General features: G+C 48.1%; 22 protein-coding genes. 10 read left to right on the top strand and 12 right to left on the bottom strand.

Annotated features, from left to right (window positions below; genetic code table 11):
• Window positions 1-65: 65 nt before the first annotated feature.
• Window positions 66-527, top strand: coding sequence for a hypothetical protein (locus FMS18_RS15140; protein WP_163295516.1), 462 nt, complete (start codon window positions 66-68; stop codon window positions 525-527).
• On the opposite strand, the gene FMS18_RS15135 is transcribed toward FMS18_RS15140, so the two are convergent.
• Window positions 524-1,138, bottom strand: coding sequence for a hypothetical protein (locus tag FMS18_RS15135; RefSeq protein ID WP_163295515.1), 615 nt, complete (start codon window positions 1,136-1,138; stop codon window positions 524-526). The two genes, FMS18_RS15140 and FMS18_RS15135, sit on opposite strands and share 4 nt — an antisense overlap.
• 175 nt (window positions 1,139-1,313) lie before the next feature.
• On the bottom strand, window positions 1,314-1,898 hold the full coding sequence (locus tag FMS18_RS15130) for a peptidylprolyl isomerase (RefSeq protein WP_163295514.1): 585 nt from the start codon (window positions 1,896-1,898) through the stop codon (window positions 1,314-1,316).
• A gap of 176 nt (window positions 1,899-2,074) precedes the next feature.
• On the opposite strand from FMS18_RS15130, the gene FMS18_RS15125 reads away from it, so the two are divergent.
• Window positions 2,075-2,482: a bacteriohemerythrin gene (locus tag FMS18_RS15125; RefSeq protein WP_163295513.1), complete on the top strand. Its 408-nt coding sequence runs from the start codon at window positions 2,075-2,077 to the stop codon at window positions 2,480-2,482.
• Between the two features lie 70 nt (window positions 2,483-2,552).
• On the opposite strand, the gene FMS18_RS15120 is transcribed toward FMS18_RS15125, so the two are convergent.
• From FMS18_RS15120 to FMS18_RS15105, 4 genes are all read right to left on the bottom strand, one after another.
• Entirely contained in the window at window positions 2,553-2,903 is a 351-nt protein-coding gene (locus FMS18_RS15120) for an Hsp20/alpha crystallin family protein (protein WP_163295512.1), read from the bottom strand.
• 11 nt (window positions 2,904-2,914) lie between these two features.
• Window positions 2,915-3,328 (bottom strand): Hsp20/alpha crystallin family protein, encoded by a 414-nt coding sequence (locus FMS18_RS15115; protein ID WP_163295511.1) that lies wholly within the window; start codon window positions 3,326-3,328, stop codon window positions 2,915-2,917.
• 192 nt (window positions 3,329-3,520) lie between these two features.
• The gene (locus FMS18_RS15110) at window positions 3,521-3,952 is read right to left on the bottom strand and encodes a peptidylprolyl isomerase (protein ID WP_163295510.1); all 432 of its coding nucleotides are present in this window, start codon (window positions 3,950-3,952) and stop codon (window positions 3,521-3,523) included.
• A 62-nt stretch (window positions 3,953-4,014) separates the two neighbouring features.
• Window positions 4,015-4,200, bottom strand: a complete 186-nt coding sequence (locus FMS18_RS15105; RefSeq protein WP_163295509.1) for a Trm112 family protein — start codon at window positions 4,198-4,200, stop codon at window positions 4,015-4,017.
• Window positions 4,201-4,326: 126 nt separating this feature from the next.
• Here FMS18_RS15105 and FMS18_RS15100 point away from each other — a divergent pair, with 126 nt between their 5' ends.
• From FMS18_RS15100 to FMS18_RS15090, 3 genes are all read left to right on the top strand, one after another.
• Complete coding sequence (locus FMS18_RS15100) at window positions 4,327-5,184, top strand: PHP domain-containing protein (protein WP_163295508.1); 858 nt, start codon at window positions 4,327-4,329, stop codon at window positions 5,182-5,184.
• A gap of 18 nt (window positions 5,185-5,202) precedes the next feature.
• Window positions 5,203-6,483, top strand: coding sequence for a peptidase U32 family protein (locus tag FMS18_RS15095; RefSeq protein ID WP_163295507.1), 1,281 nt, complete (start codon window positions 5,203-5,205; stop codon window positions 6,481-6,483).
• 220 nt (window positions 6,484-6,703) lie between these two features.
• The gene (locus FMS18_RS15090) at window positions 6,704-7,381 is read left to right on the top strand and encodes a CBS and ACT domain-containing protein (protein ID WP_163295506.1); all 678 of its coding nucleotides are present in this window, start codon (window positions 6,704-6,706) and stop codon (window positions 7,379-7,381) included.
• 87 nt (window positions 7,382-7,468) lie between these two features.
• Here FMS18_RS15090 and FMS18_RS15085 read toward each other — a convergent pair whose 3' ends face one another.
• Both FMS18_RS15085 and FMS18_RS15080 read right to left on the bottom strand, forming a co-directional pair.
• Complete coding sequence (locus tag FMS18_RS15085) at window positions 7,469-7,951, bottom strand: YchJ family protein (RefSeq protein ID WP_163295505.1); 483 nt, start codon at window positions 7,949-7,951, stop codon at window positions 7,469-7,471.
• 49 nt (window positions 7,952-8,000) lie between these two features.
• Window positions 8,001-8,360 carry a NifB/NifX family molybdenum-iron cluster-binding protein gene (locus FMS18_RS15080; RefSeq protein ID WP_163295504.1) on the bottom strand — a complete coding sequence of 120 codons (360 nt, stop codon included), beginning with the start codon at window positions 8,358-8,360 and terminating at the stop codon, window positions 8,001-8,003.
• Window positions 8,361-8,471: 111 nt separating this feature from the next.
• On the opposite strand from FMS18_RS15080, the gene arfB reads away from it, so the two are divergent.
• The 5 genes from arfB (at window position 8,472) to FMS18_RS15055 (ending at window position 14,405) form a co-directional block, all read left to right on the top strand.
• Complete coding sequence (gene arfB, locus FMS18_RS15075; protein ID WP_163295503.1) at window positions 8,472-8,888, top strand: alternative ribosome rescue aminoacyl-tRNA hydrolase ArfB; 417 nt, start codon at window positions 8,472-8,474, stop codon at window positions 8,886-8,888.
• A gap of 114 nt (window positions 8,889-9,002) precedes the next feature.
• On the top strand, window positions 9,003-9,551 hold the full coding sequence (locus FMS18_RS15070; RefSeq protein ID WP_163295502.1) for an OmpA family protein: 549 nt from the start codon (window positions 9,003-9,005) through the stop codon (window positions 9,549-9,551).
• Window positions 9,552-9,618: 67 nt separating this feature from the next.
• On the top strand, window positions 9,619-10,200 hold the full coding sequence (locus FMS18_RS15065) for a TetR/AcrR family transcriptional regulator (protein WP_163295501.1): 582 nt from the start codon (window positions 9,619-9,621) through the stop codon (window positions 10,198-10,200).
• A 69-nt stretch (window positions 10,201-10,269) separates the two neighbouring features.
• Window positions 10,270-11,376, top strand: a complete 1,107-nt coding sequence (locus FMS18_RS15060) for an efflux RND transporter periplasmic adaptor subunit (RefSeq protein WP_163295500.1) — start codon at window positions 10,270-10,272, stop codon at window positions 11,374-11,376.
• Window positions 11,373-14,405 (top strand): efflux RND transporter permease subunit, encoded by a 3,033-nt coding sequence (locus tag FMS18_RS15055; protein ID WP_163295499.1) that lies wholly within the window; start codon window positions 11,373-11,375, stop codon window positions 14,403-14,405. The genes FMS18_RS15060 and FMS18_RS15055 overlap by 4 nt, the downstream gene beginning before the upstream one ends.
• A 64-nt stretch (window positions 14,406-14,469) precedes the next feature.
• Here the strand turns inward: FMS18_RS15055 and FMS18_RS15050 are convergent, their stop codons facing one another.
• The 4 genes from FMS18_RS15050 to FMS18_RS15035 all read right to left on the bottom strand — a co-directional run bounded on the left by FMS18_RS15050 (window position 14,470) and on the right by FMS18_RS15035 (window position 18,159).
• Window positions 14,470-15,072, bottom strand: coding sequence for an FmdE family protein (locus FMS18_RS15050; RefSeq protein WP_163295498.1), 603 nt, complete (start codon window positions 15,070-15,072; stop codon window positions 14,470-14,472).
• Between the two features lie 85 nt (window positions 15,073-15,157).
• On the bottom strand, window positions 15,158-15,982 hold the full coding sequence (locus FMS18_RS15045) for an ABC transporter ATP-binding protein (RefSeq protein WP_163295497.1): 825 nt from the start codon (window positions 15,980-15,982) through the stop codon (window positions 15,158-15,160).
• Window positions 15,979-17,046, bottom strand: a complete 1,068-nt coding sequence (locus tag FMS18_RS15040) for an iron ABC transporter permease (RefSeq protein ID WP_163295496.1) — start codon at window positions 17,044-17,046, stop codon at window positions 15,979-15,981. The genes FMS18_RS15045 and FMS18_RS15040 overlap by 4 nt, the downstream gene beginning before the upstream one ends.
• Window positions 17,047-17,049: 3 nt before the next feature.
• Entirely contained in the window at window positions 17,050-18,159 is a 1,110-nt protein-coding gene (locus FMS18_RS15035) for an iron ABC transporter substrate-binding protein (protein ID WP_163295495.1), read from the bottom strand.
• Between the last annotated feature and the right edge of the window lie 140 nt (window positions 18,160-18,299).

Below are 18,299 nucleotides of genomic sequence, written 5' to 3'. Positions count from 1 at the left end.
ACATAAAAGTTCGAGGGGGGGTTGTCAAAAGGTGAGAGCTTAGTGGTTATCGATAACTACTAATTATGAATGAATCACCTACCGTCTTGAGCTCTTCTAATAGTTGCCCGGTAAATTTTGAATTTGACTATCTCAGCAAAGAAATTGCAACTTGGCGTAAAGAAACTTTTTTTTACAGATGGTTAAATATATTGCTGTTCTGGGCTTGTAAGGTGGTTGTCCCTGCTGGAGCTTTACTCGTAGCTATTAATATGGTGTCAGAGTTGGTGGGCGATGGACTAATTAATACGAAACATGCTTCCGTTATAGCGATCATCGTTACAGTCATGGCCAGCTTAGAAGCTCTGTTAAATCCCGCAGCAAAAAAAAGACTAGCGTTTACTCTGAATAACAATCTAAGAGCTCTGGAAATCAAGATTAATATTTGTAAAAATACAATGTGCGAAGAGGAATTCATTAAAGAATTGAATAAGGCAAACGAACACTTCCGAGACCTTCTCAATCATTACTCTGAAAATGGATATTAACTTTTTTTAGGGGCAAAAATATGTGCAACAATCAGAATAAACGTAGCTACGCTTAAAAATACCGAGTTTGTCTGAGGCATAACAGAAACAGTCAACAGTAGTAGAAAGCTCAAAGTCTTCCAGTCTCCAAATATCATTGCTGTTTTAATCAATTTTTTAACTTTAGTTGTGCAAAATTTATTTTTCGCACTCCATTCAGGAGCTTTCTTTCCGCTTATTTTGTACTTGGCTATGGCTGAATCTAAATACTCAAGGACATTAACTCCTTGAGATTTCATTAGTAACTTAAGATAATTGTTCGCATAGTACCGATGTTTGCTGAAATGAATGTATGCACATCTACCAATTTCGATCTCAGCATAAATTTTGTCATTTCTAAAGAATCGAACATGAAGTTCAAGAGAACCTTTACAAAAAGTTTTAATTAATCCTCCTATTTGTTCAGGGTACACATATTGCCAATATGTTTCGCTAAACCCTTTCTTAAGCAATGTGTCGTAAATGCATACCATTCTGTGGTTAGCACCTAGCTCTGAACAAATATAATCTCGCTTACACTGTTTTCTTTTAAAAACACCCCAATTCCACGGTGGTTCCCAGTTGTCATTCATAATTAGTAGTTATCGATAAAGGATTAATGTTATTTAAAATACGCAACATATAGTCTTGTATATTGAATATATATTTTAATCAATAAAAATAGTTCAATGTGTACGAAGGGCAAATGAAAAGCCCCAAAAGTTATACTTTAGGGGCTTTGTTATATAGTTTAGGTCTAATTAAGTCTTACTGCTTGAGCTCTTCAGCCTTAATAATAGTGATTGGTTTTACCGGAACATCATCAAAGTGGCCTTTGCGGAAGGTCACAGTTTTGGCGATCTTGTCGACAACTTTCTTGCCGCCGATGACTTTGCCGAAAACAGCGTAGCCCCAGCCGGAGCCTGATTCGGACTTGAAGTTGAGGAAGTTGTTGTCGTTCACATTAATAAAGAACTGGTCGGTTGCGGAGTGTGGATCATTGGTACGGGCCATGGCTACGGTATACTTGTCGTTATACAAACCGTTGCGGGCTTCATTTTCAATAGGAGCGTGAGTGGGACGTTTCTTCATGTTTTTATCGAAGTTACCGCCCTGAACCATGAACCCGTCAATTACGCGGTGAAAAATGGTTCCGTCATAATGTCCTTCGTTTACATAGCGCAAAAAGTTTTCCACAGTGACGGGAGCTTTGCCTTTATCCAGCTCCAGCACAACGTTACCCATGTTAGTCTGCAATTTAACGAAAACCTTGGACCCGGCAGCATTGGCGGTTCCTGCAAAAAGGGCTACGCAAAAAAGGGCACTGACCAGCAATATTTTGAAAAGTTTCATTTTAAGATTTCCTCCTTGGAAGGGTTTAGTGCGGTTTACCAGAAAGAGTCGGAGCGGGCAAACTTAAGAAAGCAGGAAAGTGTGTTTTTGTTTCATGAAAAATGGTAAGTGAATACTTAAACTTTGTATGAATTTATGGGTCGAAGAGTTATTATCTGAAATTATAAGGAGCAGTTATGCCGATTTTGGAATGGAGTGAGGATCTGTCTGTTGGCGTTCGGGTCATTGATACTGAGCATATGCAGCTTATCAACATGATTAACAAGGCTTACGACTCGGTAAAAAATATGGAAGAGGAGAAGGTTCTCAAAGAGCTGGTAAAGGATATGTACGACTATGCGCTAAGCCACTTTTCCACTGAAGACAGGTTGATGGAGAAACATGGGTATCCTGCTTTAGAGGGACATGGAAAAATGCATCATGACTTTACCATGAAGGCTGAAGCTCTCAATCTGCTGGTAACATCCGGGAACCCTGTTGAGCCGGTCAAGGTGTTCAAATATCTTGCCGACTGGCTGACTGACCATATTTTGAAAACAGATAAGGAATTAGGAAAGTTTTTGAATGAGAAAGGTGTAGAATAGCGATAAATGGAAAGGGCTCCCCGTGGCAAGGGAGCCCTTTTCGAGGGGTGTATGAAGGAGTGAGGCTTTTTTATTCGCTGGTAATATTAATCTTGCGGGGCTGCACTTCCGGCATTTTGGGCAGGAAGAGTTCCAGCACACCGTTTTTTAGATTGGCCTTGATGTTTTCGCGGTCAACAACATCTGCGATGGTGAACCTGCGGGTGTATTCGCCTTCGCAGAATTCCTGATCAATGAATTTTTCGTCTTTACTAAGTACTGCTGCGGCTTTGCCGGAAACAATTAGCGTGTTTTCATCAAGGTCTATTTCAAGCTCTTCTTTGCTTACGCCGGGTAGATCCATGTACATGTAGAAACCCTGTTCGCTTTCAACAATGTCAGTTGCGGGGCTGAATTTTTCTATATTTCTTTCAGTACTCATATTGATCCCCCTTATTCGATAGTAATACCGACTTTTTTGTGTAAGGACGCTTCCATTTTAGGAAGGGCGATGTTTAGTATTCCATTTTTTACAGATGCAGTAACTTTATCAATATCTATAGTTGTGTTGATGGATACTATTCTTTGAAATACTCCAGATGGTCTTTCCTGACGAAAATATCTTCCTTGTGGAAGTTTACGTTCTCCCTTTATGACAAGGTCTTTTGCTGTAATATTAATTTCCATGTCTTCAATGGAAATACCCGGAACTTCAGCGCGAACATATATGTTGTGTCCGTCTTCACTGATGTTTAACGGAGGGTATGAAGCCTTTCTTCTTCTCTGGTGATGAGGATTAAAGACATCGCTAAATATTTTATCAAACTCATACGGAAAGTTATAGAATGAACCAAAGTCGATAACCATAAATAACCTCCTGTTCTGTTCGTCTGAATTACAAATATACATTCAAAATTACTTGTCAACATTCTGGAAAATAAAATTTACATAAAATCGTTACATACACTTCATATCGTCTTGATATAAAAGAAAAATCCCCCGCGCGAAAAATCGTGCAGGGGATTTGTATTCCTGTGCAGGGCGCAAGCCCCATAAAAATTAGGACAGGATTTCAAGCAATTCGATTTCAAAGATCATGGTCTGACCGGCGAGGGGGTGGTTGCCGTCGAGAACAACTTTTTCATCGCTGACGGACTTGATGGTTACGTTGGTTACGCCCTGATCGGTGTTAACCTGAAGCATCATGCCCACTTCGGGGTTGATCTCCGGCGGAATCTGGTTGCGGTCCACTTCAAAAGTGTGTTCTTCATGGTAAGGACCGTAGCCTTCTTCGGGGCTGATGGTTGTTTTTACCTTTTCGCCAGCGGTGAGGCCTGTGACAGCGTCTTCAAAACCCTTGATCAGCATTCCCTGACCGAGAACGATTTCAAGAGGCTCGCCTCTTTTATAAGATGAATCAAATTCAGTTCCATCTTCAAGGGAACCTGCATAATGAACGCGGATTTTGTCGCCGTCTTTGGCTTGGGACATGGAAACTCCTTGTTGTTCGCGGGTAGCCGACTGGCTGTTGTCCGCATTGTTTGTATTTTAAATTATTTGTTTTCCCACTTGTCAGCGGGAACAGCTTCATCAACGAGCATGATCGGAATTTCATCCTTGACCGGGTAGATAACATTGCAGGCATCACATTTAAGGCCTGTTTCCCCGTTCAGGAGTTCCAGCTCGTTTTTGCACTTGGGACAGACAAGTATATCCACCAGTTCTTTATTCAAAGACATAAAGGTACTCCTTGCGCATTGTTTGATCACTACCCTATAACTATAGAAAACAAATTCCTCAAGTCCGCATTTCCCACTGCGCTGAAGATGATTATATAGAGTTAAGGATTATCACTGGAGATCATTATGTCTGCTATTGACCTACATACCCATTCCACTGCCTCGGACGGAACTTTCAGCCCCGCCGAACTTGTCAGGGCTGCGAAAGAAGCCGGGCTGACCGCTATGGCCCTGACTGACCATGATACCATGGCAGGGCTTCCGGAAGCCCTCGAGACCGGAGTGAAGGCGGGAATTGAAGTTATCCCCGGATGTGAACTAAGCGTGGAGAGCATGGTCGGGGTGTTGCATGTTGTCGGCCTTTGGGTGGACCCCTATTCGGAGCGATTAAAACGCGTCTTCGAGCAGGTTCGAGCACGCCGTGTTGAGCGTAACGAGGCAGTGGTGACAAAATTGCAGAAACTCGGCTTTGACATCTCTATGGAAGAGGTGCAGGGTCAGGCCGCCGGAACCATCGGCAGGCCGCATATGGCCCGGATCATGCTCGAAAAAGGGTATGTGAAGAGTTTTGATGAGGCTTTTACTGAATACCTTGGAAAAAAGGGAAAAGCTTATTTTCCCAAGAATAACATGTCAGCCGAAGAAGCCTTCGATCTGCTGCGCTCCACGGATGCGACTCCCATACTGGCCCATCCGTTTTTATTAAGCTCTGATGAAGATGTGCTGGACCGTGAGGTCGGTCGTTTGCAGGAAATGGGCTTGCAGGGAATCGAAGTATATTACAGTTCCCACACTATTGAGATGACCGGGATCGCTAAAGGGCTGGCCCGTAAATATGACCTGCTGCCCAGCGGAGGTTCGGATTTTCACGGCTCTGTGAAACCGGATATCCAGCTCGGCAAAGGGGCCGGAAAGCTCTTTGTGCATCATAGTGTACTTGACGAGATCAAGGCCTTCAGGCAGTCCAGAGGGCTCAAAATTTAACACTTTTTTAATCAGACCATGAATACATCTACTGAAAATAAAACCGACAATCCTGAAATAGCCCGCCCTATTCTTGGCGAAATGCCGGAACTGCTTTGTCCGGCCGGGAATATGGAAAAACTTGAAACTGCCGTCACTTACGGTGCGGATGCCGTATATCTCGGTGCCGGGGATTTGAACCTGCGTTCCGCCGGGGCCGGATTCAAGTGGGAAGAGCTTCCCGCCGCTTTTGAACTCTGCCGCAATAACAATGTGCAGGCTTATTTTTGCGTCAATGCCTACCCCAAGGAAAAGGATCTCGCCAAGGTCCGGGCTGACCTTGAAAAGCTGGCCCAATGCCCCCCGGACGGGCTGATCATTGCCGATCCCGGTGTGCTTATGCTTGCTGCTGAAATCCTGCCCGATATCCCGGTGCACATCAGCACTCAGGCTAATACCGGAAACAGTGAAGCTGCAAAATTCTGGCAGAAATTCGGGGCCTCAAGGGTTAACCTTGCCCGTGAGCTTTCCGCATCCGATGTGTCCGACATTGCTGAAAAATGTCCGGGCATAGAGCTGGAGATGTTCGTACACGGAGCCATGTGCATGGCAATTTCAGGACGTTGTTTCCTGAGTGCGTGGCTCAATGACCGCTCTGCAAATATGGGCCGCTGCACCCATCCCTGCCGTTTTGAGTATAAGGCCACCGGATTGCGCGTTGAAGAAAAGACCCGCCCCGGTCAGGATGTCTGGGAAGCGGTGGAACATGACGGTTATACTGAATTTTTCGCAGCCGAGGATCTTTGTCTTGTGCATTACGTCCGCATGCTGGCCAAGCTGGGTATTGCTTCCCTTAAAATTGAGGGGCGCACCAAGAGTTCTTCTTATCTGGCACAGGTGGTAGATGTTTACCGCACAGTCATCGACAAAGCCAAAGAAGGCGGACCATTGCCCGCAAATACCATGACTGAGCTGACCAATGCCGCCACCCGTCCGTTGACTACCGCATTTTTCAAAAAATCCGGCCCCAGTACCATTGCACTGCCTCCGACCAAGGAAGAGCGCAAACCCGTTGTTGCCCGAGTTTTGGAACAACGCGAAGATGGAAGCTGGCTGCTTTCAGTAAAAGCCCGCTGGGAAAATGATTGCGACGTGCAGATTCTCGTTCCCGGCCTTCAGAGGGCTCTTGTGAAGGCCGGCAGTTATTCCTTTGAGGCAACCAACGGTGAACCCAAGGATGTTGTTCATTCCGGTACGCAGGCTATTCTGCATTCTGATAATCCTGAAATCGCACCGGGACTGTTTTTTCGTAAAGCTTGATCCTCTTTCCCCCGGTGAGGGGATGCATGAATTTAATTCTGCTGCAAAAATGTATAGTCTCTGCATTTTAAGTTTATGATCATTGACCGCAGAGCTTTGTTTATATAATCATATAAGTAGGAAAATGGAGAATTTTAGTATCAAGCGGAATTGAACTGCATTGTTCAACTGATCATCTTATAGAAACATCACAGGCCCACGGCCCCTAAGGAGGTTCCCTATGCTGGTTAAGAACTGGATGTCCAAAGACATTGTCACCCTTACCCATGACCGTTCCATGATGAAAGCAGCAAAGCTGCTTAAGGATAACGACATCAGTAGATTGCCCATCGTTGATGACGAAGGCGTTCTGGTCGGCATAGTTTCAGACAGGGACATCAAGGAAGCTTCCCCCTCAAAGGCTACCACCCTTGATATGCATGAGCTTTATTATCTGCTCTCGGAAATCAAGGTTAAGGATATCATGTCCCGCAAGGTGATTACCGTATCCGTTGAAGATACTGTGGAAAAAGCCGCAGTTGTCATGGAAGAGAACAAAATCGGCGGACTCCCGATTGTAGATGCTGAGAATAAGTGCGTGGGCATCATCACCAATACCGATGTTTTCAAGGTTCTGATCAACATCACAGGTGTTCTTGACGGTGGTGTGCAGGTCGGTCTGGCTCTTTCCAATGAGCCGGGATCGCTCAATGGCGTGCTGGATTACCTCAAGGATAACGGCGGACGGGTCATGTCCATTTTGACCTCCTATGAGCCGGAGCAGGAAAACATGCGCCATGTATTTATCCGCATCCACGACATGGACAAAGCCACCCTGAACAAGATCAAGGAAGGCCTTGCCGAGAATTTCAATCTACTCTTCTGGGTCCGCGATTCCGTTCACGGGCTGACTTCATAAGTCTTAAGAGAAATTTGTTTGAGAAAATAAAACCCCCGTTCCAAGGAACGGGGGTTTTATCATATTCAGACTTGCAGAAGTTTGCGCTTAACCGCAGCACTTCTTGTATTTCTTGCCGCTGCCGCAGGGACAGGGCTCGTTGCGTCCTACTTTCTTATCTTTTTTGATCGGCATGGGAGGTACGATATCACCTTCAAGGTAGAGCCAGTGGCCGTCCCTTTTTTCGAAGCGGCTGGCTTCATGATGGGTGTGGATCGCTCCCTGCTGCCTGAATTTGGCGATGAATTCCACTTCGCCGGTTTCGTCGTCAACAAGACCCTTGGAGGTAGAAACAATTTCAAGGCCGAGCCATGTGGATGTTTCCGCCCAGTTTTTAACCTGATTTTCGTCGTAATCATGCTTGCTTTCCGGGGCGAGGGTATCACCGAGGTAGTCGACATTTTTTACAGCGAATGCACTGTAGCGGGAACGCATGAGTGCTTCAGCAGTGGGTGCAGGCTCTTTTCCTGTGATGTAAGGTTCGCAGCAGCTTTCATAGGCATTGCCGGAACCGCAGGGACATTCATTCATGTTTCTATCTCCAAATATTTATTTGCGGGCTTTGGACTAAATTTTAATTCTAGTGGTTGCCGCAGGAACCGTGGTCGTCGCAGACAGTTGCGGAGTCGGTGATGTTTCCTGCTGCCCATTGGGCAACTGCATCTTTGAGTTCGCCGCCACAACCGCGGATAACCTGAATGCCGTTGTTCTGCAAGAGATTCACTGCTCCCTGACCCATGTTGCCTGCCAACAGGACTTTTACGCCCATTTCAGCGAGGGTGGGCACGATGCTGGATTTGCATCCGCACCCCGGAGGAGGTGTGATTTTTTCTTCTTCGATGATATTTTTGGACTCATCAAGAGTGAAAATGGTGAAAGCTTCACAATGACCAAAGTGACCGTCGACCATTCCATCTCTGGAGGGAAGTGCGATTTTCATAATAGATTCTCCTTGAAAAAAAGTAAGAACGATGCAAGACCCGAAGCATCGTACTTAAAGACTGCGTACGCCACATACGCATACAAAAGACAGAATATCCAGCCGTAAGCTATGATAAGTATCACTCCCGCATTGTCCATACCTGACAGTGAAATTAGTTTTTTCGCCAGTCGCAGTTCCGGTCCCGGCGGACAGCATGTTAACAAGACTTCATCCAAGGTGACTCTTGTGTTTAATGTGCAGGATTCTTCCAGCCTGAGTGACCGCCAGAAGTATTTAATCAAAACCCGGCTGTCCGGGCGCATTAATTCCAGAGGTGAGTTGCATGTTTCCTGCGAAGAACATCGCAGTCAGTTCCGCAACAAGGAAGAGGCTGTTTCCCGTTTTGCCAAACTTATTGCTGATGTTTTGAAGCCGGTGCGCAAAAGAAAGAAAACCAAAGTTCCATATTCTGCAAAGCGTAAAAGGATGGATGGTAAGAAGAAGCGTTCTGATTTAAAGAAGAGCCGTTCCAAACCCGGATATTAAAACAGCCTGAGTCTACATATTTTTACAGCGGTCTCCTGTGGACTGAAACCCTTGCCCCAAAGCTGTGGACAGGGTATTTTAGTACTATCCCTTAAACTTTGTTTGGAGGTCTCCATGAAAAAACTAATTTTCCTGTTCATATTAATTTTTAGTTGCGTTCCTTTTGCCTATGCCGGACAGGACGGCTTTGCTGCGGATTCAGATGACATTCTGCGTATGATAACCGATCCGGGCGGTCGGGCGTTTCTGAAAATTGAATTCAAGGTCAACTCAGCCAAGATCAGCAAGAAGGCTTATCCGGTGGTGGATTCCCTCGGTACAGCCCTTACATCCGGTCCGGGATCGTCCATGCAGGTTAAGCTGGTAGGGCATACGGATTCCGCCGGGAAGAGCGAATATAACCGTTCTTTGAGTCTCAAGAGAGCAGAAGCAGTAAAGAATTACCTTGCGGTCCATTTTAATGTTGATCCCGCCCGTATTGAAGTTGAAGGAGCAGGAGAGGACCAGCCCATTGTTTCCAATGACAGCGCACAAGGCAGAGCCCGGAATCGCCGGGTGGAAGTCATCAATATCAGCAAAAAATCTGATGCGCCCAAGGTTCTTAAGGAGTTAAATCCCAATGATCTGGAACCTGAGGCATTGGACACCAAGGATCTCTGGTAGGATATTTCATTTAAGAAAAATTAATCAACTGATTGACATTTGTTAATCGGATGATTAATTGGGTCTCATGACAAAACGCGAAAAGATTTTCCATGCCGGGGCCAAGCTCTTTGCTGAGCGTTCTTACAATTCAGTTGGAATCAGGGATATTGCCCGCGAAGCTGATGTGAACAGTGCCATGATCTCTTATTACTTCGGTGGTAAGACCGGATTGTTGCGTGAGATTTTTACCTGTTTCAGTGAACGGATGGTTACTGTTATCAGGAATTCCATGTCCGAAGCTAAAGACCACGGAGAGCTGGTTGAACTGAATGTGGCTGCTTTTCTTAATGATGCCCGCCAGAACCGGGATGTGTATCTTGTTGGGCTACGCGAGCTTAATCACGACAGTGAAGAGTTGCAGGATCTGCGGGACACTCTTTACAAAACAGGGTGGGAGTATTTTACGGAATTTCTAGGCAAAACCGGAGCCAAAGCCGAGCATCCCGAGGAAGTGAAAGATATTTGCTTTACTGCGGTCTTGGGTACTATTTTTTCCGACTACCTGCTTGGCGGTGGACACTACATAGATGATGATCAAAAGGTTGAAGCTTACCGGAAGACTGTGACGATTCTTTTAAAGGCAGGCAGCCCTTCACTCTGGAAATAATTTTTTTTACCCAGCGATTAATCAACTGATTGATTAGTAGGTACAAACCAAAAGCAAGAGGGGAGAACCATGCGTAACAAATTGTTATTTTTGATATTGGCTATGATGATTTTACCGGGATGTAAGGAGGAGGTTCATGTTGAACAGCCTGTACGTCCGGTCAGGGTTATGGAAATTTCAGATCAAAATGCGCCGGAATTGCGAAAATTTCCCGGTAAGGTCAAGGCTACCCGTGAAGCAACACTGGCTTTTCGCGTTCCCGGGCAGATTGAGCGTTTTGTGGTGAAAGAAGGGGATTATGTAAAAAAAGGTCAACTCATTGCTGTGTTGGATCAGCGTGATTTTCAGGCCGCAGTGGCCGATCTTGAAGCCAAGCTGATTGGTGCCCGTTCGGTTATGAAGGAAGCCAAACTTAACTTTGAGCGTAATGGAAAACTGCTTGCTTCCGACACAGTAGCCCAGTCTTCCTTTGATTCGGCTCAGAGTACTTTTGAAAGCAGCCGTGCTTCGGTTAACTCATTGATTCAGGAACTGCGCCGGGCCAAGCTGAATTTTCAATACACCCGTCTGGTGGCTCCTTTTAGTGGGACCATTGCTCTTAAGTCCGTGGATAACCATGAATTTGTTCAAGCCAAGGAATCCATTGTCCAACTCGAGGACACCTCAGCCCTAGATGTGGTTGTAGATGTGCCGGAAAGCATCTGGGTTCGCGGATTCATCACAAAAGACAGCCATGACTTCAAGGCTCTTGCAAAGTTTGAGACCTATCCCGGTCGTGATTTCAAGCTGGAGCTTAAGGAGTTTCAGACTAAGGCCAACGCCGAGACCCAGACCTATGAAGTGACCCTGAAGATGGAGAATCCACAGGGGCTGTCCATTCATCCGGGTATGACTGCTGAAGTTGTAGCCAGCATGCCGGAAAATAAAGCTGTGAAAGTTGTTTCCGTGCCTATTTCGGCTGTAGTTGGGTACCCGGATCAGGATAAATTTGTCTGGGTATATGAAAAGGGTGCAGTGAAAAAACGCAATGTTCAGGTCGGCAGGATTGTTAATAGCAATTTTGAAATTCACGAGGGTATCAAGCCCGGTGAACAGGTCGTTGTTTCCGGGGCGCATTACCTGCGTGACGGGCAGGAAGTTAAAATTCTCAAAGGTAGAATCGGGGGCCGCGGATGAGTCTTGCAAGGCTGACTATTGAGAAGAAGACCGTTTCAATAGTCCTGACAATTGTTTTCTTCCTCGGCGGTATAAAAGCGTTTCTGGACATGCCCCGTCTTGAAGACCCGGAATTTACGATCAAGGAAGCACTGGTTGTTACCAACTATCCCGGTGCAAATCCTTCGGAAGTGGCAGATGAAGTCACGGACGTGATTGAAGGGGCTGCCCAGCAACTTAAACAACTCAAGAAGGTAACCTCCATTTCAGATAGGGGACAATCCATTGTCACCGTGGAAGTGCAGGACCAATACGATAAGGAAACCCTGCCCCAGGTCTGGGACGAACTTCGCCGTAAGGTAGGTGATGCCCAGTCCTCCCTCCCCCCAGGGGCAGGGCCTTCCCTTGTTATCGATGATTTCAGCGATGTTTACGGCATGCTGCTCTCGGTAACCGGGGACGGTTATTCTCAGCAGGATTTGCAGGATTATGTGACTTTTTTGCGTAAGCAGCTTCTGCTGGTGGACAATGTCGCAAAGATTTCTGTCTGGGGGGAGCAGCAGGAGACGGTTTTTGTGGAGATCTCACGGGCCCGAATGGCCCAGCTTGGGGTCTCCCTGGATTCTGTCTACAAGACTCTTTCCAACCGCAACCTTGTGGTTAAATCCGGTAACGTGAAGGTTGGCAGGGAGTATCTCGAGATCGCGCCTTCCGGCGGGGTGGAATCAGTTGAAGATCTAGGTGATCTGTTCATCCGTGACGGTTCCGGCAGGCTGGTTCCGCTGCGCGATGTGGCGGAAATCCATCGTGGCTACCAGAGTCCTCCATCCCAGATAATGAGCTTTAACGGACACAATGCCGTAGCCATCGGTATTGCCGGGAATCCTGCTGCCAACGTGGTTGAATTGGGCCATGCAATCAATGCCAAGCTACAGCAGTTGCAGGGCCAGACCCCGGTAGGTGTTAATGTAGAAGAGGTCTATTTCCAGCCCAGCAGGGTGGATAATGCGGTTAATTCCTTTGTTATCAACCTTGCCGAGGCAGTGGCTATCGTCATCATCGTGCTGCTGCTTTTCATGGGTATACAGTCCGGGTTGCTGATCGGGGCCATTCTGCTGATTACTATTTGCGGATCATTCATATTTATTCAGATGGCCGGGGTCGCGCTGGAGCGTATTTCCCTTGGAGCGTTGATTATCGCGCTGGGTATGTTGGTTGATAACGCTATTGTGGTCATTGAGGGTATCCTGATCCGTTACCAAAAGGGTATGGATCGTATTCAGGCTGCTGTGGATGTTGTGGAGCAGAGCAAATGGCCGCTTCTGGGCGGTACCATCATCGCCATTATGGCTTTTGCCGGAATTGGTTTCAGCCCGGATAAGGTTGGTGAATTTTGTCGTTCCCTGTTCATTGTCCTGTTCATCTCGTTGATGATGAGTTGGATTACCGCTGTGACCGTGACTCCGCTGCTTTGCGAGATGTTCCTGCGCCCCAAGATCAGCGAAGAGGGAGATCCTTACGGGGGAATCATTTTCCGTCTCTATCGTGGTATTCTTGAATTCTGTTTGCGTCATAGGGTTCTAACCATGACAACTCTGGTGATTATGTTGGCTGGGTCGATTTACGGGTTCGGATTTGTAAAGCAGAGTTTTTTCCCGGATTCTACTCAGCCCCGTTTTTATATTCACTACTGGCTTCCACAAGGAGCCGACATCCGAGCTACGGCTGATGATGTGAATGAACTTGCCGGAGTGATTCTAAAAGATGAGCAGGTCAAGAATGTGTCTACTTTTACCGGGCAGGGGGCTCCTCGTTTTATCCTTACCTATTCTCCGGAAAAGACCGCATCATCCTACGGCTTGCTGCTGGTTGAAGTGAAGGATTACGAGACTACCGGTGAGGTCATGTCTCGCTATAAAAAATATGTGAACGCTAATTATCCTGATGCGGAAGCTAAGGTTAAAAAATTCAAGCTTGGTCCCGGACGTGCGGCTTCCATTGAAGTCCGTTTCAGCGGGCCAGATACCAAAGAGCTGCGCCGCCTTTCCCGTGAAGCACAAGGCATAATGCTTAGTACCGGACATGCTGAGTCCATCCGCGATGACTGGCGGCAGGATGTGAAAGTTCTCAGCCCGGTTATCATGGAAGCGCAGGCAAAGAGAGCGGGGATTTCTCGCCCGGATCTTGCCAAGGCTATGAACATGTTTTTTACCGGAACCAACATCGGGGTCTACCGTGAAGGAGACAAGCTCCTGCCCATCGTGGCCCGTCCTCCCGCTAAGGAACGATTGGACGTGAACCAGATCGGGGACGTGCAGATCTTCAGTCCGGTTGCCGGACGTATGATCCCGGTGGAAGAGGTTGTTTCAGGGTTTGAAACCAAAATTGAATCAGGCAAGTTGCAGACCCGTAACCGCATGCTGACTATAACTGCATCCTGCGAACCCATTGTGGGATTGCCTTCGGTTCTTTTTAATGAATTGCGACCTCAAATAGAGAACATGAAAATTCCTGCCGGGTATACCATGGAGTGGGGCGGTGAGTATGAGGATTCAAGGGATGCTCAGACCAGCCTTGCAGCCAGCCTTGGCGGGCCGTTTCTGATTATGATCCTTGCAACTGTAATGCTTTTCAACAACCTGCGAATCCCGGCCATTATCTGGCTGACCGTGCCCCTGTCCATCATCGGGGTCAGTTGCGGTCTGCTCACGACCGGGGAACCTTTCGGGTTTATGGCTCTGCTGGGATTTCTTTCCCTTTCAGGGATGTTGATCAAGAATGCTATTGTGCTGCTGGATCAGATCAATATTGAACTTGCAGAAGGCAAGGAACCGTATCGCGCGGTTGTGGATTCAGCTCTCAGTCGTATCCGCCCGGTTGCCATGGCTGCCGGGACCACCATTCTCGGTATGCTTCCGCTGGTGACTGATGCTTTCTTCTCAGCCATGGCAGTAACCATTATGGCCGGTCTGGCCTTTGCCACTGTGCTGACCCTGCTTGTCGTTCCGGTGCTTTATACCATGTTCTACAAGGTTAAGACTCCAGCTTAATCGTTAGGATTACAGCTTAGAAAGAAACCGGGCTTCTGTCGTTATGACGGAAGCCCGGTTTTTATTACATTTTCTGTTCAACCTTTTCGAAACAGGTCAAACACAAGGTACGTCCTGCAAATCTCCGGGAGCGCGATTCCATGTGTATCTCCCCGCAATTTTCACAGGTAAGCGATTGCAGTATTGCCGCAGGGCGGGGCATTTTAATCTGCGGTTCCTGTTTGATGAACATGTCTGCAAGTTTGGCTGCGTAATATTGTTTTTCGCATTCCGCACGGACCTGTGTGCATTGCTCTTTTTCTTCGGCGGTAGGTTCAGCAAGCCCCATGAGTCGGCCCATGTCTGCCCGCAATTCTCCGATAAAATCAGGATTAAGCATGGCCCGGATTCCCTTGCCGTCTTTGCGGCGGTAAAAAGTAAAGGCCATTTTACCGTGATCTTTAAGGATGAGGTTGCCTTTACCCACGGAACATCCGGTCAGGAACTGGATGGCGTCCACTCCGCACATGTCTGTTTCGCAGATGGCGACAATGGGGGAATCATCATGGTGTCCCAGTTCACGCAAGCAGAGTTCTGCCGCACGGATGCCGATGGCAAGGCCGGGGCACTGGTGACCGTGAAATTCAATGGTGCGTTTTATTTGGTCTTTAGAAAAATAAGTAGTCATTGTATGCCTCCGGCGGCTCTCCGAGGGCTTAAACCCTTTTGCAAAAGGGTTTAAGAATCCCAAAACCTTTTATTAGTTTTAATTTTTATTGTGCAGTCTGATGAGTGTGGATGTGCCCATGAGAGTGTTCGTGCTCGTAATCCAGTGCTTCAAGGTCTTCCACTGGATGAATAACCGGACAGCCCTTGCGCATTTCGATTTCCACTTCCACGCCGTAAACCTGCTCGATTATTTCCGGGCTGACAGAGTCCTTACCGCCGCAACCGCAAACCGTGCCGTTCTTGAGAAAGATGAACTTGTCCGCATAACGCAGAGCCGTGTTCAGGTCATGCATGGTCATGATCGCTGAAACTTTATGTCCTTTGACTACTGCACGGACTGTACGCAGGATTTCCAGCTGGTTTTTGAGATCAAGGGAGCTGGTCGGTTCGTCCAGCAAAAGCACTTCCGGTTCCTGCACAAGGGCGCGGGCGATGCTGACTTTTTGAAGTTCCCCGCCGCTGAGCAGATCGATGTAGCGCAGGGAAAGATGGTTCAGGGAAAGCCGTTTCAGGGCCGCATCTACAATACAAATATCATGGTCGCGGACCCGCCACTTGATGTGCGGTTTGCGGCCCATGAGCACGGCATCAAAGACTGTTAAGCGGGCAGGCTCCACCCGTTGCGGCACATAGCCTATCAAACGGGCGATGTCGTCTGAAGCGAGCTTAAATACATCCTTGTCCTTGACCAGTACCGATCCGCCTTCCGGCCTGTGGATAGCGTTCATGCACTTGAGCAGGGTTGTTTTGCCTGCTCCGTTGGGGCCGAGGATTGCCAGCAGTTCGCCTTGCTCTACTTGAAAATCGACCCCTTCAAGAACGGGGGTGTTGTTGTAGCTGAAATTTATACCGTTTACCTTGATGTTCATTTGCTCCCCCTGATGATCAGCCAGATGAAAACCGGGGCACCGAGAAACGCAGTCAGTACCGAGACGGGCAGTACGTTGGGTGCCAGCATGAGCCTCGCCGCAGTGTCCGCAGCAAGCAGCAACACTGCCCCTACAATGCAGGAGGCCGGGAGCAGGAAGCGGTAATCATCCCCGATTATGCGCCGGACCATGTGCGGACAGACCAGCCCCACAAATCCGATAATGCCGAGAAATGAAACAATGACCGCCGTAACCAGTGAGGCCAGCAGCATCCCGGTTAAGCGGACCCTTTCAACTTTGACGCCTAACCCTTTGGCTGTTTCGTCTCCGGCTTCAATGGCATTGAAATTCCAGCGGTTGGCGGTGAACCAGATGTAGGCGATGACTGTCACCGCGCTGATTATTCCCAGTTCGGTCCATGTTGCGCGGGCCACGTCCCCGAAGGTCCAGAAGACCATAGCCGCCAGCTGCACATCATCGGCGAAATATTGCAGGAACATGGTTCCCGCAGTGAAAAGCGCGCCAAGGGCTACCCCGGTCAGGACCATAACCTCCGGCGTGGCCCGCCGGGTGCGCGAAATCGCGATAATAGCGAAGGTGGCGACGAGGCTGAATCCGAAGGCAACCATGGTGGTCAGGTAAGGGGAGTTGATAGTCACCGCCCCTACATTGGAGCTGGCCATGGTGCCGAGGTCCAGCAGCATGACCGATACAGCGGCCCCGAAGGCGGCAGCATGGGAAATGCCCAGCGTAAAAGGTGAACCCAGCGGATTGCGCAGGATAGCCTGCATGACTGCCCCGGCCACGGATAGCCCGGCCCCGGCCGCAAGAGCTGTCAGGGCTTGCGGAAGCCTGATGTTCCAGATGATCAGGTCGAACCGTTTGGAAACAGTATCTCCCAGCAGGGTCAGCAGGGCTTCAGGGGCGGAGATAGAGACCGGCCCCATGCCGATGGAGGTAACCAGCATGGCTCCGGCCAACAGCAGCCCTGCGGCGATAAAGAACGTCTTCTGCCTGATATGCCGTGAATATTCAGCGGGTATCTGCCCGTCGTCAAAATGCATGGCCTAGTTCAGCTCCAGCTTTTCAAAACCTTTTACGCTGAAGGCTTTGGTCATGGTCGCTAAAACCGGCGCGCCAACCATGAAGTTGTAGATATCGTCAGCCTCAGCGGCAGGATCGATATCTTCGAACCTTTCCGGGTAGAGCACCTTACCTACATAGTAGGCATCTGCAATGATGGAGCCGTAGTTTCGGGAATACCAGTTGTAGGGCAGTACAGTGTAAACCTTGTCTGAAGTTACCGCATCAAGGGACTGGTAAGCCGGGTCGGTCTTGATTTCATGGATGGCTCCTGCATTTTCTCCCAGCTGTGAGGTGGAAATATCTACAAAGAGGATTTCCGGGTTCCAGGCCACAATCTGTTCTTTGGAAACAGTGGCATGCTGCAAAGGCTTGCCTTTACCCTTGGGCGGGCAGGCCACGTTTAAAGCATTCACAAAACGGAAGGGCGGATAGGCGGGTTCGGTTGACTGGAAGCCGTGCGGTCCTTTCTTAGCAATACCTCCCACGTAGCAATTTCTGCGTTTGTCTTTGGGGATGTCTGCGGTTCTGGACTTCAAGTCAGTAATCTTGCTTTCCATGAACTCACATACTTCCTTGGCCCGTTCCTGCTTGCCGATGACTTCGCCCATGAGTTGCAGAGATTTGTAGATGGCCTCGCGTTTGGCTGCCAGACTGGCATATGAAAGACAGACGACAGGGATACCTGTCTTGGCCTGAAGCTCGTCCGGGTCGTAACCCATATCTTTGTACGTTTTGAAGATAACCTGCGGCTGCGGCTCAAGTCCGAGAATCAGTTCCGGGTTATCATGTCCCCGGAATTCACCGATCAGGGGCATCTTTTTGAATTGCGGATTGGCGATAGCGTAGGGGCGGGCGTCGAATCTGGTCTTGCGGTGTTCGATGGAGTCCACACCGACGATCATATCCTGTCCTTGAATATAGGTCAGGTAGCGCAGGCAACCGGGACCGGAACAGATCACCCGGTCCACTTTATCTGGAATCTCTACCGTTCTTCCGGCCATATCGGTGATAACCCGTGTTCCTGCAAAGGCTGGCAGTGAGATGCAGAGGGTGATGAGCAGGGACAATAGAGCGGAGAAGAACTTGTTCATAGCTACCTCAAGTTTACGGTTTGGTCAGCGGTTGTTGCGGTATTATTATGTTTCGATATGTGTTTGGTGTATACGGATTAAAAAAACGTGTCAATGTGGATGCGAAAAAAGCCCGCTTGAAGTAATCTTCAAGCGGGCTT

It is taken from the genome of Desulfovibrio sp. JC022, assembly GCF_010470665.1.
In the GTDB taxonomy this organism is placed as follows: Bacteria; Desulfobacterota; Desulfovibrionia; order Desulfovibrionales; family Desulfovibrionaceae; genus Maridesulfovibrio.
This window is presented reverse-complemented; position numbering and strand designations above follow the sequence as displayed.